General features: G+C 62.1%; 13 protein-coding genes, 4 tRNA genes and 1 pseudogene. 9 read left to right on the top strand and 9 right to left on the bottom strand.

Features of this window, described 5'->3' with window-relative positions; genetic code table 11:
* Positions 1 to 169 precede the first annotated feature (169 nt).
* The 6 genes and pseudogenes from CSZ94_RS08370 to rnr all read right to left on the bottom strand — a co-directional run.
* Positions 170 to 421: pseudogene (locus tag CSZ94_RS08370) on the bottom strand (DUF2199 domain-containing protein); the annotation flags it as partial.
* A gap of 24 nt (positions 422 to 445) precedes the next feature.
* Entirely contained in the window at positions 446 to 538 is a 93-nt protein-coding gene (locus CSZ94_RS28545; protein ID WP_258000845.1) for a DUF2199 domain-containing protein, read from the bottom strand.
* A 14-nt stretch (positions 539 to 552) separates the two neighbouring features.
* Positions 553 to 1,251 carry a YceH family protein gene (locus CSZ94_RS08365; RefSeq protein WP_102121083.1) on the bottom strand — a complete coding sequence of 233 codons (699 nt, stop codon included), beginning with the start codon at positions 1,249 to 1,251 and terminating at the stop codon, positions 553 to 555.
* A 10-nt stretch (positions 1,252 to 1,261) separates the two neighbouring features.
* Positions 1,262 to 2,011 carry a serine O-acetyltransferase gene (cysE, locus tag CSZ94_RS08360; protein WP_102121082.1) on the bottom strand — a complete coding sequence of 250 codons (750 nt, stop codon included), beginning with the start codon at positions 2,009 to 2,011 and terminating at the stop codon, positions 1,262 to 1,264.
* Between the two features lie 134 nt (positions 2,012 to 2,145).
* Positions 2,146 to 2,889 carry a 23S rRNA (guanosine(2251)-2'-O)-methyltransferase RlmB gene (rlmB, locus tag CSZ94_RS08355; protein WP_102121081.1) on the bottom strand — a complete coding sequence of 248 codons (744 nt, stop codon included), beginning with the start codon at positions 2,887 to 2,889 and terminating at the stop codon, positions 2,146 to 2,148.
* Between the two features lie 15 nt (positions 2,890 to 2,904).
* Entirely contained in the window at positions 2,905 to 5,433 is a 2,529-nt protein-coding gene (gene rnr, locus CSZ94_RS08350; RefSeq protein WP_102121080.1) for a ribonuclease R, read from the bottom strand.
* 379 nt (positions 5,434 to 5,812) lie between these two features.
* Between rnr and CSZ94_RS08345 the strand changes: the two genes are divergently transcribed.
* The 4 genes from CSZ94_RS08345 to CSZ94_RS08330 all read left to right on the top strand — a co-directional run bounded on the left by CSZ94_RS08345 (position 5,813) and on the right by CSZ94_RS08330 (position 6,591).
* Positions 5,813 to 5,897 (top strand) — tRNA-Leu (locus tag CSZ94_RS08345).
* A gap of 300 nt (positions 5,898 to 6,197) precedes the next feature.
* A tRNA-Leu gene (locus CSZ94_RS08340) sits at positions 6,198 to 6,282 on the top strand.
* Positions 6,283 to 6,350: 68 nt separating this feature from the next.
* Positions 6,351 to 6,435: transfer RNA gene (locus CSZ94_RS08335), tRNA-Leu, on the top strand.
* A 71-nt stretch (positions 6,436 to 6,506) separates the two neighbouring features.
* Positions 6,507 to 6,591: transfer RNA gene (locus CSZ94_RS08330), tRNA-Leu, on the top strand.
* A gap of 96 nt (positions 6,592 to 6,687) precedes the next feature.
* Here CSZ94_RS08330 and CSZ94_RS08325 read toward each other — a convergent pair.
* Positions 6,688 to 7,539, bottom strand: a complete 852-nt coding sequence (locus CSZ94_RS08325) for an SDR family oxidoreductase (RefSeq protein WP_102121079.1) — start codon at positions 7,537 to 7,539, stop codon at positions 6,688 to 6,690.
* A gap of 117 nt (positions 7,540 to 7,656) precedes the next feature.
* Between CSZ94_RS08325 and CSZ94_RS08320 the strand changes: the two genes are divergently transcribed.
* From CSZ94_RS08320 to phaP, 4 genes are all read left to right on the top strand, one after another.
* Positions 7,657 to 8,082, top strand: coding sequence for a winged helix-turn-helix transcriptional regulator (locus CSZ94_RS08320; RefSeq protein ID WP_102121078.1), 426 nt, complete (start codon positions 7,657 to 7,659; stop codon positions 8,080 to 8,082).
* 103 nt (positions 8,083 to 8,185) lie between these two features.
* Positions 8,186 to 10,438: an ATP-binding protein gene (locus CSZ94_RS08315; RefSeq protein WP_102121077.1), complete on the top strand. Its 2,253-nt coding sequence runs from the start codon at positions 8,186 to 8,188 to the stop codon at positions 10,436 to 10,438.
* A gap of 47 nt (positions 10,439 to 10,485) precedes the next feature.
* Entirely contained in the window at positions 10,486 to 10,680 is a 195-nt protein-coding gene (locus tag CSZ94_RS08310) for a hypothetical protein (RefSeq protein WP_102121076.1), read from the top strand.
* A 107-nt stretch (positions 10,681 to 10,787) separates the two neighbouring features.
* Positions 10,788 to 11,387: a TIGR01841 family phasin gene (gene phaP / locus CSZ94_RS08305; RefSeq protein ID WP_102121075.1), complete on the top strand. Its 600-nt coding sequence runs from the start codon at positions 10,788 to 10,790 to the stop codon at positions 11,385 to 11,387.
* A gap of 26 nt (positions 11,388 to 11,413) precedes the next feature.
* Here phaP and CSZ94_RS08300 read toward each other — a convergent pair whose 3' ends face one another.
* Together CSZ94_RS08300 and CSZ94_RS08295 are read right to left on the bottom strand one after the other, a co-directional pair.
* Positions 11,414 to 12,046 carry a helix-turn-helix transcriptional regulator gene (locus CSZ94_RS08300; protein ID WP_102121074.1) on the bottom strand — a complete coding sequence of 211 codons (633 nt, stop codon included), beginning with the start codon at positions 12,044 to 12,046 and terminating at the stop codon, positions 11,414 to 11,416.
* Positions 12,043 to 13,260 (bottom strand): MFS transporter, encoded by a 1,218-nt coding sequence (locus tag CSZ94_RS08295; protein WP_102121073.1) that lies wholly within the window; start codon positions 13,258 to 13,260, stop codon positions 12,043 to 12,045. Before CSZ94_RS08295 ends, CSZ94_RS08300 begins: the two co-directional genes overlap by 4 nt.
* A 148-nt stretch (positions 13,261 to 13,408) precedes the next feature.
* Here CSZ94_RS08295 and CSZ94_RS08290 point away from each other — a divergent pair, with 148 nt between their 5' ends.
* The gene (locus CSZ94_RS08290) at positions 13,409 to 14,113 is read left to right on the top strand and encodes an SMI1/KNR4 family protein (RefSeq protein WP_102121072.1); all 705 of its coding nucleotides are present in this window, start codon (positions 13,409 to 13,411) and stop codon (positions 14,111 to 14,113) included.
* Positions 14,114 to 14,135: the final 22 nt, after the last annotated feature.

Below are 14,135 nucleotides of genomic sequence, written 5' to 3'. Positions count from 1 at the left end.
CCCGTCAGCGTGGCGGATGATTCACCGTATGGGATGGCGGCACGAGAGCATAACGAAATACCATGCAAAAAAAGTCACACATTGTCACATTCGCATGCATTGCGGCCTATGCTGTCGCGACGAGCCCATGGCGCAGTCGATGAGCTCGACAGCGGCACCTGGCGGGCGGTCAGCTGCCATGCAGCAGCTGCGCGTACAGCCCGGCTAGCCGTTCGGCGGTGGTGCCATCGCGCTGCTCCACGGCCAGCGGGTGGTCCGTCGGCTCCAGCTCGATGGACGGACGCAGGCCGTCGTCGATGAGGTGCACGCGGGTTTTCAGGTTCAGGGTGTCGGGATAGGCAGGCAGGCGCGTGCTGAGCCAGCCGAAGAAGGGGCCGATGTGCGAACGCTGCGCATCGTGGAAGCAGGCATCCCAGGCGTCGAAGCTGTCGCCGCCGAGGAATACCTACACGCCCCAGCTGAACGGCGCATCGGCGCCGAAGCTGGGCATGCCCGTGTGGGTATCGCCGCAGGAGCGGCACAGGAAAGAAAACGTCACGCGCCGATGCCGCTTTACTCGAACTGCTTGCGGAACGCCTCGAACTGCGCCGCCAGGCCATCGAAGTCGCTGCGCAATTGCAGTACTTCCTGTTCCAGCTGGGCCACGCGGCTGCCCTGCTGCGGCGCGCTGACGGCGCCCGCAAAACCGGCCGCCGTCTCGCACTGCGCCAGCGCTTCCTCGCCGCCCAGCAAGTGGCCATAGCGCGGTTCCTTGGCGCCGGGGGCGACAGCCAGCCTGGCCACCAGCGGCGGATATTTGTCGATCAGGAACTGCAGGCCGGATTCCACTTCCGCCACGGCCTTGAATTCATGCACGCGGCCGCTGCGGCTGCGGATCTCGCCCGCCGTCTGCAAGCCGCGCAGCATCAAGATCGTCAGGATGGCCAGTTTATCCTGTTCCAGCGACCACTTGATGCGCATGCGGTGTTCATACTTGGCGACGCGCGCGCCCGCCTGCGTGATGCCGTTGACGAATTTGCGCTGCATCAGGCGCTGCAGCACGTCGTACACGGTTTCCTCGGACAGGACCATGACCGGGTCGCGGCTGGACAGCTGGTTGCAGCCATTCGTCAGGGCATTCAGCGACAGCGGATAGCTGTCCGGCGTCAGCGCTTCCTTTTCGGCCAGCACGGCCAGCACGCGGATCGCGAAGGGGTCGAGCAGATTCGGATTGTCAGTGCTTTTTTCGCCTGCCGTCACATCAGTGTTCATGCCTATATCCTTAATCAACCAGCTTGTTCATTTTCTCGGAATCGAATTTATCACACTCAGGCACAGCCTGGCAGCAGATGCCCGCCGCCTTCAGGGTGGCGAGGATGGTTTCGATGCGCTGTTCCTGCGCCACGGCATGCGTGATCAAGCCTTGCAGGGCTTTCGACAGCGGATCGTCGCCGTTCGGCGTGACGCCATACGCGGCAAACAAATGCGCCGTGCTGCCCTCGCGCAAGGCGTTGACATCCTTTTGCACGATGTGCGCCGGGTTGCCCACGGCCGTGGCGCCGGACGGCACGGGTTTCAACAGCACGGCGTTCGAACCCACCTTGGCATACTCGCCCACCGTGAAGCTGCCCAGCACCTGGGCGCCGGCACCGACGATGACGCCGCGCTCCAAGGTCGGATGGCGCTTGGCGCCGGTGTGCAGCGACGTGCCGCCCAGGGTCACGCCCTGGTAGATGGTGCAGTCATCGCCGACGATGGCCGTCTCGCCGATCACTACGCCGAAGCCATGGTCGATGAAGACGCGCCGGCCGATGACAGCGCCGGGATGGATTTCGATGCCCGTGATGATGCGGGCGATATACGAAATGAAGCGCCCCACCCACTGCATGTGCCGCGTCCAGCACCAGTGCGCCCAGCCGTGCATGACGATGGCGTGCAAGCCCGGGTAACAGGTCAGCACCTCCCAGCCATTGCGGGCGGCGGGGTCCCGTTCGATGATGCTGTTGATGTCTTCGCGCAGGTGGTGGAACATAATGAAAACGGATAAGGTGGAACGCAAATGGTAGCGTATTCGGCGGCGTGCTGCCGGAGAGGCAGATAAACAACCGCCGCCTCAAGGGCGGCGGCAGATTTTTTTGGCAGCGCTACAAAACCGTCAGGAGGTTTTTAGGCTTCCAGGGCGATGCGCTGGCGGCGCGCTTCGTACAAACACACGCCGGAAGCGACCGACACGTTCAGACTCTCGACGGAGCCAAACATCGGGATGCTGACGAGGATGTCGCAGGTGTCGCGCGTCAAGCGGCGCATGCCTTCGCCTTCGGAACCCATGACCAGGGCCGTCGGGCCTGTGAAATCGGCTTCGTACAAACCTTTTTCGCCATCGTCGGTGGTGCCGATCAGCCAGATGCCGCGCTCCTTCAGTTCACGCATGGTGCGCGCCAGATTCGTCACGGTGATGTACGGGACGGTTTCGGCGGCGCCGCTGGCGACCTTGGCGGCCGTGGTATTCAAGCCCACGGCGCGGTCCTTCGGCACGATGACAGCATGTGCGCCGACGCCGTCGGCCACGCGCAGGCAGGCGCCCAGGTTGTGCGGATCGGTGATGCGGTCGAGTATCAACAGCAGCGGTGGGCCATCGATGGCGTCCAGCAGCTCATCGAGATTGCGCGCCAGCGACAGCTGCGACGCAAAGGCGATCACGCCCTGGTGGCGGCGCGTGCCGACGATCTTGTCCAGACGCGACGAATCGACGGGCATGACGCGCACATTGGCCGCCTTGGCAGCGGCGATCATGTCCTTCATGCGGCCGTCAACGCGGCTGGCATCGACGAAAATTTCTTCCACGGACGACGCTTCGTGACGCAAACGCGAGGTGACGGCGTGGAAGCCGAAAATCATTTTATTCTTCATGTGTTATCGCTTCTTTTATCGCTTGTTCTTGCTTGATTTTGATACAGTTTTTGCTGCACGTGGTGCCGCCGCAGCGGGTGCCGCGGCTGGTTTCTTGCTGCGCGTCGGCGCGGCGGCCGCCTTAGGGGCTTCCTTCAGGGCTGCCTTGGCTGCAGGCTTGGCTTGCGCCTTTGCGCCGTTGGAACGACCGCCTGAACCATTGCCGGCCTTGATCTCATGGCGCTGCTCGGTCGCGGGACCGGGCTTGACCATGGATTTTTTTTCGCCCTTGCGCTTGCCGCCGCCGTTCGGCTTGGCCGGCGCTTCTTCGCCCGCCAGTTCCGCATCGGTCACCAGACGCAGGTCGATCTTGCGCGTTTCCAGGTCGACACGCGCCACTTGCACCGTCAGACGGTCGGTCAATTGATAACGTTTTCCCGTGCGTTCGCCGCGCAATTCATGGCGCGCATCGTCGTACTGGAAGTAGTCGGTGCCCAGCTCGGTGACATGCACCAGGCCTTCGACAAACAGGGTGTCGAGCTGCACGAACACGCCGAAGGTGGTCACGCCCGTGATGGTGCCGGTGAATTCTTCGCCCAATTTATCTTGCATGAAGTAGCACTTCAGCCAGGCTTCCACGTCGCGCGACGCTTCATCGGCGCGGCGCTCGTTGGCCGAGCAATGCACGCCCAGCGCGTCCCAGATCGTCAGGTCGGTCTTCTTCGGCTTGCCGTCGGCCTTGTCCTTGGCCTGCTGCTTGCGCGTGGCGTTCGACACGTTGGTGTTCAACACGATTTTATCGGACAGCTTCGGCTCGTATTTCTTGCCTTGCAAAATAGCCTTGATGGCGCGGTGCGTCAGCAAGTCGGGATAGCGGCGGATCGGGCTGGTGAAGTGGGCATACGCCTCGTAGGCCAGGCCGAAGTGGCCGATATTGTCCGGGCTGTAGACGGCTTGCTGCATCGAGCGCAGCAGCATCGTTTGCAGCAGGGCCGCGTCGGGACGCAGCTTGATCTGCTGCATCAGCGTCTGGTAATCCGATGCCGATGGCGTGTCGCCGCCCGTCAGGTTCAGGCCAACCTGCTTGAGGAAGGTGCGCACCTGCGTGAGCTTTTCCTTGGTCGGGCTGGCGTGGATGCGGTAAGTGCCCGGATGCTTGTTGCGCAGCAGCAAGTCGGCCGCGCAAACGTTGGCCGCCAGCATGCACTCTTCGATAATCTTGTGCGCTTCATTGCGCGTGCGGGGGATGATCTTTTCGATCTTGCCGGCGCTATTGCAGACGATATACGTTTCCGTCGTCTCGAAATCGATGGCGCCCCGCTCCGTGCGTGCTTTCAGCAAGGCGCGGTAGACCGCTTCCAGGTTTTGCAGGTGCGGCAGGATGTCCGCGCGGCGCACCGCTTCGGGTCCCTTGGTGTTGCCCAGCACGGCAGCGACTTCGTCATACGTGAGGCGCGCGGCCGAATGGATCACGGCCGGGTAGAACTGGTATGCCTTCAGCTCGCCCTTGTCGCTGACGACGGCGTCGCAGACGAGGGTCAATCGGTCGACGGCCGGGTTCAGCGAGCACAGGCCATTCGAGAGTTTTTCCGGCAGCATCGGGATCACGCGGCGCGGGAAGTAGACGGACGTGCTGCGTTCGAGCGCATCGGCATCGAGCGCGTCGTTCGGCTTCACATAATGGCTGACGTCGGCAATCGCCACGATCAGGCGGAAGCAGTTGGCGCGGCCGATCTTGACGGGTTCGCAATACACGGCATCGTCGAAATCGCGCGCGTCTTCGCCGTCGATGGTGACGAGCGGCACGTCGCGCAGGTCGACACGCTCTTTCAGGTCGGCCTCGCGCACGTCAAACGGCAGTTTTTCTGCCTGTTTCAGGGCGGCAGCGGAGAAAATATGCGGTACGTTGAATTTACGTACGGCAATTTCAATTTCCATGCCGGGGTCATCGAGCGCACCAAGCACTTCGACGATCTTGCCGACCGGCTGTTTGAAGCGCATCGGTTGCTCGGTCAGCTCGACGCTGACGATCTGGCCAGCCTTCGCCTTGCCCACCGAACCGGTCACCAGGATATCCTGGCCGATGCGCTGGTCTTCCGGCGCCACGACCCAGGTGCCGTTTTCCTGGGTCAAACGGCCGATGACGTGGCTATTCGCGCGGTAAGTGACTTCCACGATCGTGCCTTCCGGGCGGCCGCGGCGGTCCGTGCCGACGATGCGGGCCATGACCTTGTCGCCATGCAGGACTTTCTGCATTTCTTTCTCAGGCAGGAACAGGTCGGCGCTGGCGTCGTCGGGAATGACGAAACCGAAGCCATCGCGGTGGCTGGTGACGCGACCGGCGACAAGCGCGCTCTGGTCGGCCAGGCTGAAAACACCGCTGGCATCAGACTTCAGCTGGCCGTCGCGCTCCATCGCCTTCAGGCGACGGACCAGGACATCCATGGAATCGGCATGCACTTGCAGCGTTTTCCCGAGAGACTGCGGATCGAGAGGCGCGCTGACGCTACGGAATATGCCGAGAATGTCCTCCCGGCTGGGGATGGTGTGGGTATTTTGGCTCAAAAGTATTTCTATAGTTGTTATTGACAGTGATCAAACGGAAGACAAAGACCGATGACATCACCGTCAATATTGACACGGTGATGTCCGGTAGTGTACCGGAGGACGCCTTGGTTTGCCTAACGGACAGCGTAGCGAAAACCGAACAAGTGCCCCGCCGATGAAAAAAAGGAGAAAAGCTGCGCAATGCCTTTGACTTCGGCAAATATTGCTCTATAATCCAACCCTCTTGCAGCGACAAACCTTCACGGGGATGCAGTTGCAGGAAAGCGGTACAGGGTTGATGTGCAGTATGGAGCGAATGCTCATCTGGCGCAAAACTCTTCAAGCCGCTATAATAGCAGAATTGTTGCTAAGTTATTTAGCAACAAGCAGTATCAGTGCCCACGTGGCGGAATTGGTAGACGCGCATGGTTCAGGTCCATGTGCCTTCGGGTGTAGGGGTTCGAGTCCCTTCGTGGGCACCATTACCTCATTCGCAAAAAGCCGCAAACTTTCACGAGTTTGCGGCTTTTTTCATTTCTGCGGCGAAAATCCCTACCTCCCGGCCGCCGAGCAAGCCGGCACGCCTGCCGACGGAAACCGGCGGAAAGTCGCTGAAAAAAGAGGCAGATTTGACTTTTTTTCATAGGAGGCAGTCCTTTTCAGGCGAAAAAACATGTTTCTTGAAGAAAAGTGCAAAATGTTGATTGACCGAATGCGCGCCAGCCCTTATGATTTTGTCCTCGCTGCAGAACACGCAGCGTGAAGCAGCAAGCAGTAAGAATGCCCACGTGGCGGAATTGGTAGACGCGCATGGTTCAGGTCCATGTGCCTTCGGGTGTAGGGGTTCGAGTCCCTTCGTGGGCACCACCAGCAACAAGTTGTTGATTGTTGTGATCCGCAGTAAAGCAGTAAGTAGTTGACGCAAGCAGCACAATGCCCACGTGGCGGAATTGGTAGACGCGCATGGTTCAGGTCCATGTGCCTTCGGGTGTAGGGGTTCGAGTCCCTTCGTGGGCACCACCAGCAACGACTTGTTTTCGTTGTAGTCCGCAGTACAGTAGTGAGATACAGCAGTAATAAGCAGCATCAGTGCCCACGTGGCGGAATTGGTAGACGCGCATGGTTCAGGTCCATGTGCCTTCGGGTGTAGGGGTTCGAGTCCCTTCGTGGGCACCATTACCTCATTCGCAAAAAAGCCGCAAATTTTCACGAGTTTGCGGCTTTTTTCATACCGGATGCCGCGCGGTCTTCCCAAGCTGCGGCCCCCTCCCCTTATTTTTCCAGCGCCGCCTTCACGGCGTCAAACAGGGTCGTCGTCGGACGGCCTATCAGCGCGCTCAATTGCTTGCCATTGTCTTCCAGGCCGCCCTTGGCCACGCCCGCATCGGAATCGGCCAGCAGATCGGCAAACCCCTCCGGCACGCCCACGCTCACCAGCGCCGCCTTGAAGTCCGCCTGCGGCAAATCTTTATACACAATCGCCTTGCCCGTCTGGCGCGCCACTTCAGCGGCGTACTCGGCCAGGGTAAAGCCGTGGTCGCCCGCCAGCTCGTACACGGCTTGCGGCTGGGCCGCCATCAGGACGGCAGCGGCGGCGGCGGCGTAGTCAAGACGCGCGGCCGACGAGAAACGGCCATCCTGCGCCGCGCCCAGCACGACGCCATGCTCAAGCACAGGCGCCAGGTGTTCCGTATGGTTTTCCAGGTACCAGCCATTGCGCAGGAAAGTATACGGCAGACTGGAGGCGCGGATGGCCGCTTCCGTGATGACGTGCTCGGCAGCCAGGCCCAGCGGCGACGTGTCGGCGCGCAAGACGCTGGTGTAGGCCAGCAAGGCCACGCCGGCGCGCTTGGCCGCATCGATGACATTCTGGTGCTGCTGCGCGCGCTGGCCCACTTCGCTCGACGAAATCAGCAAAATCTTCCTTGCGCCCTTGAACGCCGCATCGAGGCTGGCGCCATCGTTGTAATCGGCCTGGCGCACTTGCACGCCCATTGCAGCCAGGTTGGCGGCCTTGGCCGGATTGCGCACGGCGGCGATGATGCTGGCTGCGGGTATGGATGCGAGCAGGCTGGCGATGACGTGCTGGCCCAGATTGCCTGTGGCGCCGGTGATGACGATCATGATTTTTCCTTGGAGGGTGACGGGTAAAACCCTATAATAGGACTATTACTTACTTATTGTAAGTACGTACCTTTTGGTAAGTATCAATTAACACTAGAACAATGAAGGCCAACTATCATGTCCAGAGACACTCCCGGCGCCAGCCTGCGCGCCGCCCTCGCCCGGCAAGGCCAGGGAGCGCAACTGCTGGCGGCCGCCTGCCCATCGCGCGCCGTGCTCAGCCATCTGACCAGCCGCTGGGCCGTGCTGGTACTGGTACTACTGCTGAGCGGCACGCGGCGCTTCAGCGAACTGCGCCGCGAAGTGGGCGGGGTCAGCGAAAAAATGCTGGCGCAAACCCTGGAAGCGCTGGCGGGCGACGGCTTCGTGCTGCGCCAGGCGTATCTGGTGATACCGCCCAAGGTGGAATACAGCCTCACGCCGCTGGGACACGAAGCGGCCGAACGCCTGGCCGTGCTGGTCGACTGGATCGAGGATAATTACCCGCGCATCGAACAGGCGCGCGCCGAACTGGCGCCGCAGAACGCGCAAAACGCAGCGTAAAACAGCGCGCAAACGCATTGCTTTTGCTTATCAAGAATTATCGTTTACTCCTACTTGCCTTGATGTAATACTAGCCTCACGATACGCGTAAGGACGCGACACCATGAATCAGTTGATTTCCTCCAACGCCGACCGGGCCAACGTGCTACTGGTAAGCAATTCGCCTAACGATGTGCGCGAACTGCTGTATGTGCTGGACCGGCATAACCTGGGCACGGGACTGGCGGGCGATATCGACGAAGGCGTGGAACTGGCGGCCGGCGGCACAGACCTGATCCTGCTCGACGCGGCCCTGGCCGGCGCGAATATCGGCGCCACCTGCATGCGCCTGCGCAATGCGGGCGCACGCCATGGCGTGCCGCTGCTGCTGATGTCAGCCACCCCCAGCGCCGAGGAACAGGGACGCAGCGTGGGCGCTGGCGCTTCCGACTACATCAAGATGCCGTTCAATGCGCGCGACGTGGCGGAGAAAATCCTCATGGAACTGGCGCTGCACAAGGCCGCAACGCCCGCCGACCGCCCCTGCGCCATTCCCGCCACGCCACCGCGGCCCCTGCATCCGCAAACGCTGGAAGTCAATTACCATTCCATCCTGGCCGGCTCGCCCGATGCCGTGCTGCTGTTCGATATCGACAACCGCCTGCTGATCGACGCCAACCACCTGGCCGAAGAATTGTTCGGCCTGCCGCTGGCCGAGCTGCTGCAAGGCGGCATGGAGCCGCTATTCCCCAGGCATCAGGACGATGGCCGCGCCTCGCCGCAATTGCTGGAAGAGAAGATCGCCGATACCTTGCAAGGCAAGATCGTCGTCTTCCGCGCCAGCTGCTGCCACCGCGACAGCCACCCGATCGCCTGCGAAATCCGTTTGATGCGCCTGTCCGTGCCGGGCCGCCAGCTCGTGCATGCGCGCATCATCGATTTGACCGAACGCAATCTCGCCGAAGCCATGCGCGCGGGCCAGAGCGACTTGCTGGAAATGGTCGCCAAGGGCGCTCCTCTGATCCCCACCCTGAACCAGCTGCTGCTGCTGATCGAAGGCCAGTCGCGCGGCGTGGTCTGCTCCATCATGCTGCTCGATGACGACGGCATCCGCATGCACAGCGCGGCCGGACCCAGCCTGCCGCCCGAGTACATGGCCCTGCTCGAAGACGTGGCCATCGGTCCCGGCGTGGGGTCTTGCGGCACGGCCATGTTCCTGCGCGAACTGGTGGTGGTCGCCGACATCATGCAAGACCCGCTGTGGGCGCCCTACCGCGAGCTGGCGGCGCCGTTCGGTTTGCGCGCCTGCTGGTCGCGCCCCATCTTCGGTCAGGATGGCGCCGTCCTCGGTTCGTTCGCCATGTATTACCGCGAAGTGCGCAAGCCCGATGCGCGCGACCTGGAGCTGATCGACACGGCCACCGACCTGGCCGGCATCGCCATCGGCCGCATGCGCCATGAACGCGAGCTGCAGCGTCACCGCACCCACCTGGAAGAGCTGGTGGATGAACGCACGGCGGCCTTGACGCAGGCCAAGGAACAATCGGAGCAAACCAACCTGGAATTGGCCGCTGCGCTGGAAAACCTGTCCATCACACAGGAAGAACTGGTGCGCCGCGACAAGCTGGCCGCGCTCGGTGCGCTGGTGGCCGGCATCGCGCATGAACTCAATACGCCGATCGGCAACGGCCTGGTGGTAGCCACCACCATGGCCGAACGCACGCGCGAAATCCAGGCCAGCTTCCTCGATGGCTTGCGCCGCTCCGAACTGGGCGCCTACCTGACCCAGGCCAGCGAGGCCGACGCCATCATGCTGCGCAACTTGCAGCGCGCCGCCGACCTGGTCTCCAGCTTCAAGCAGATCGCCGTCGACCGCGCCAGCTCGCAACGCCGCCACTTCCTGCTGCGCCAGTTCATCGCCGAACTGATGCTGCCCATGTCGACGCCCCTCAAGGCCGCCGGCCTGAGCCTGACGCAGGACGTGCCGGACGGCCTGGCCATGGACAGCTATCCCGGTCCGCTGGGCCAGGTGCTGAGCAACCTGCTGGAAAACTGCCAGCGCCATGCCTTCGAGGGCTGCAGCGGCGGCAATATCGCCATCACCGCGCGCGGCAGCGACGACGGGCAGACGATCATCCTGTCCATCAGCGACACGGGCGTGGGCATCGCCGCCGACGACCTGGCGCATGTCTACGACCCCTTCTTCACGACCAAGCTCGGTTCGGGCGGCTCGGGCCTGGGCCTGCACGTGGCGCACAACATCGTCACGGGCGTGCTGGGCGGCCATATCGACGCCACCAGCAGCACCGGCGCCGGCAGCGGCACCACCTTCACCCTGCAGCTGCCCGCTGCGGCGCCGCAATCGCCCCCTCCCTGAACGGCAAGCGCGCTACAATGCCTGCAGGCTTTTCTTTCGGAGCACTTATGAAATACCTGATTGCCACGACCCTGCTGGCAGCCTGCGCCTGCGCCTCGGCCGGACCGGCGCCCTGGTACCAGTGGCGCAGCAAGATCGACGGCACCCTGTCGTGTGCCCAGTCCACCCTGGGATTTGGCTGGGAGCTGGCCTCGGGACCGTATAAAGATAGCCGTTGCGAAAAACCGGCGCTTGCTAAATAATGGTGTCATGACCACACGGGGCACCGGCTTGAGATCAAGCGATGGCATTGCGGCGTCGAAAGAGTATGGAACGATAAGAACGTATCTATTCAAACCGAGGAGACCACATGTTTACGAATCCAGAACAATTCGCATCGGCCACCAAGGCCCTGTTTGAATTCCAGCTGATGACCTTCAACACCCTCACCTCCAAGGCCGTGCAAGGCGTGGAACAGGTGCTGGCACTGAACATGGCCACCGCCAAGTCCGGCATCGAGGAAGGCCTTGCCGCCGGCAAGGAAATCAGCCAGGCCAAGGATCCGAAGGCCGCCATGGCCGCCGCCGCCGCCCAGTTGCAACCGGGCGTGGCCGGCGCGAAAGCGTATAAACAGCAACTCGACGACATCATCAAGGAAATCCACACGGAATTCACCACGGCCGCGGAAGCCCACGTGGCCGAAGCGAAAAGCAATTTGAGCGCCCTGATCTACGACGTCACGAAAAACGTGCCGCCGGGCTCGGAAAACGCCGTAGCCATCGTCAAGGCCGCCATCGACAATGCCTTCCTTGGCTACGAGCAAGTGACCAAGGCCACCAAACAAGCCGTGAAAACCGTGGAAGATCAAATTGCCAAGGCCAGCGCGCAAGTGGCGCAGGCCACGGCAGGCGTACAAGCTGCGGCTGAAAAGGCGGCGCCTGCTGCCAAGCCGAAGGCTGCCAAGAAGTAAGTTTGCCACTATCGGGGCCTGAGTCCTCAGGTTCCGATAGGCATGATCCGGTACACGCAGCGCCTTCCCCCCTCCAGCAGATACTCGCTGCGCTCCACCGTGCAGTCCTCTCCCAATACCCGCTGAAAGATGGCCAGCTCCGAGCGACAGAAATTCTGACACACCGTGGCCGCCGCGCACATCGGGCAATGGTTTTCCACCAGCAAGACACTGCCATCGTCCTGCGGCTCGGCATGGGCCATGTAGCCCTCGCCATCGCGCGCGCGCGCCAGACTATCCACTCTTTGCGCCAGCGCAAGCTGCGGGTCGACCAGCCTGCCATAGGCCAGCTCGCTGCTGCGCTCGCGCGCACCGATCAGTTTATCCAAGCCCTCGTCGCCGAACAGGGCTTTCACTTGCGTAATCAATTCCAAGGCCAGGTCGGCATGGCGGTCGGGAAAGCGCGCGTGGCCCGCTGGCGTCAGTTGCCAGCGCCGCGACGGGCGGCCCACCTTGTCCGCCACATCCGCGTGCGCCACCAGGCCCTTGTCCTGCGCCGCCTCGAGCTGGCGCCGCGCGCCCATGGAGGTGATATCGAGCAAGGCCGCCAGCTGCTGCGCCGTCTGCGGCCCGCGCATCTTCAGCAGGAACAGCGTCTGTTCGGACGTGTTCGCGCTCATGCCACCGCCTTGGCGTCGACGGCGTCGTCCAGCTGGCGGCGCCAGGACGCCATGCGCCAGGCAGCCCAAGCGGCGGACACGGCACCCGCAACGAGGATCAGCCGCGTGTCGATCAGGGTCAGCAGCGAGCCGCTCAGGGCCACGACGATGTTGGCGATGCAAAAGGTGGTGGCCAACAAGCCCATCACGGCGCCCTGCCCGTGCGCGCTGAAGCGCTCGGCGCACCAGCCCTGTATCACCGTGTTGTACAAGGCATTCGGAATGCCGAACAGGACGATGGCGGCGATGCCCACCCAGATATTGCCCAGCGCCAATATCCCTACGGCCAGCGCCACGCCGCAGGCATACCAGCTGGCACGCAACAAGGGCGCATGGCGGCTGGGGCCGCCCGCCAGCAGCGAAGTGACGGTCATCGTGCCGCACAGGCCCACATTCACCCAGGCAATCTCCTGCGCACGGTAAGCGGCCGTTTCAACCAGCCACAGCGGATAAAACTCGTAAAAACTGGCCACCCCGCAGGTCAGCGCCAGTTGCACGATGAACAGGGTGCGTAGCTCGGCATGGCGCAGCAGGTTCAGGGAATGCCGGTCGCGCGCCACTTGCCACCACGACGTCGTCAGCAGGGACGGTGTTTCACGCGGCAAGCCGGCGGCTACCAGCACGGCGACGAGCATCAGGGCGGCGGCGGCAATCCAGAACGGCACCGTCACGCCCCAATGCAGCGTCGCGCCCGCCAGGATGGGGCCCACCAGCCAGCCCAGGTAAAACGCGCCATTCAGCCAGGACATGGCGCGCAGGCGCAGCGGTCCCGTCAGTTGGTCGGCCAGCATGGCGCGCGCCACGGCGCCGTTGCCCTCCAGCAAACCGGTGATGAAACGGGCGACGATGAACAGCGGGTAGGACTGGATCAGCAGCGCCCAGGCCGTGATGGCGTGGCCAATGGCGGCGCCCACGGCCGTGCGCATCAGCAAGGGACGGCGGCCATAGCGGTCGGACAGGGGCCCCAGCACCGCCGAGCCGATCAGCAAGCCCAGCGGGTTGATGGTCAGCGCCAGGCCGAACAGCAGTTTCGACGGCAAGCCCAGGAAATTATTGAAGGCGTTCGGCGCCTCGGCGGCGAACAAAGGCGGCAGGATAGGGTATGGCAGCGAGGCGCCGATGGTCGACAGCAGGGCCAGCAAACAGGCGGCGGAAATTAAAATGATGTTTTTCATGCGGGCTCGATGGCTATTGTCTGGCAAGACTACGTGACCATGTCATATAAGTAAACTAAAATGTTTATTAATTATGCCCATCATTGTTGCCGTGCAAGCCATCGCCTCGGCTATCATTGCCCCATGAATCACCTTGAACAGAGCAAACATGAGATTGTCAGAAATTGAACAGCAACACGGCTTCACCTATCCCGCTCTGTACCGGCAGTTGGAGCGCGACGACATGCTGGCCGTGGGCGAATACGGCCCCGACTGGTACAAGCTGGTGTTTCCCACATTAAAGGATCATCCCACCTTGCTGCTGCATGCGGACGATTTCGAATTGCTCAATATCGAGGCCGTTGCCGAAGCAGTGGAAACCTTGCTGGACGCGGACGACTATCGGCACATCGACCCCGCCTACCAGTTCATCCCGTTCGCGCAAACGGGCGCGGGCGACCACTACTGTTTTTTTGCGTCAGGCCAGCACGATGGCGAGCTGCCCATCGTGCTGCTGTGGCACGACCAGAATGAAGCCCAGTACCTGGCGAAAAACCTGCAAGATTTTATGTTTCACATGTTGTTGAACAGCATGGCCGAGCAGGATAGTTACAACGAGGTCAGCGACGCGGACTTCAAGGATCAACTGGCAAAGACCCTGGCCACGCATGCGCGCTACCTGAAGCCGGAACAGGCGCAGGTCCTGTCCGCGCTGCTGGCCAGGGACATCGTCCATTACGAGGTGGTGCTGCCCAAAGGAAGAAAAGAGGCACATCGGGGTTTGCTGACCGATATCGAACTGGCCAGCCTGCGCGAGGAATTCATTCCCTACGAAAACTTCGACAGCTGTTTTGCCTACAGCACGGCTGGCTGAACATAATTCGCTGGGCAAGCGG

This window comes from Janthinobacterium sp. ROICE36 (assembly GCF_002869965.1).
GTDB lineage: Bacteria > Pseudomonadota > Gammaproteobacteria > Burkholderiales > Burkholderiaceae_D > Janthinobacterium.
The sequence above is the reverse complement of the archived record's forward strand: the minus strand, read 5'-3'. Positions and strand labels throughout refer to the sequence as shown.

Bases quoted from the DNA above. Each gene is read 5' to 3' on its own strand.
- CSZ94_RS08365 (WP_102121083.1), bottom strand. From the start codon at position 1,251: ATGAACACTGATGTGACGGCAGGCGAAAAAAGCACTGACAATCCGAAT.
- cysE (WP_102121082.1), bottom strand. From the start codon at position 2,011: ATGTTCCACCACCTGCGCGAAGACATCAACAGCATCATCGAACGGGAC.
- rlmB (WP_102121081.1), bottom strand. From the start codon at position 2,889: ATGAAGAATAAAATGATTTTCGGCTTCCACGCCGTCACCTCGCGTTTG.
- CSZ94_RS08325 (WP_102121079.1), bottom strand. From the start codon at position 7,539: ATGATCGTCATCACCGGCGCCACAGGCAATCTGGGCCAGCACGTCATC.
- CSZ94_RS08320 (WP_102121078.1), top strand. From the start codon at position 7,657: ATGTCCAGAGACACTCCCGGCGCCAGCCTGCGCGCCGCCCTCGCCCGG.
- CSZ94_RS08315 (WP_102121077.1), top strand. From the start codon at position 8,186: ATGAATCAGTTGATTTCCTCCAACGCCGACCGGGCCAACGTGCTACTG.
- CSZ94_RS08310 (WP_102121076.1), top strand. From the start codon at position 10,486: ATGAAATACCTGATTGCCACGACCCTGCTGGCAGCCTGCGCCTGCGCC.
- phaP (WP_102121075.1), top strand. From the start codon at position 10,788: ATGTTTACGAATCCAGAACAATTCGCATCGGCCACCAAGGCCCTGTTT.
- CSZ94_RS08300 (WP_102121074.1), bottom strand. From the start codon at position 12,046: ATGAGCGCGAACACGTCCGAACAGACGCTGTTCCTGCTGAAGATGCGC.
- CSZ94_RS08295 (WP_102121073.1), bottom strand. From the start codon at position 13,260: ATGAAAAACATCATTTTAATTTCCGCCGCCTGTTTGCTGGCCCTGCTG.
- CSZ94_RS08290 (WP_102121072.1), top strand. From the start codon at position 13,409: ATGAGATTGTCAGAAATTGAACAGCAACACGGCTTCACCTATCCCGCT.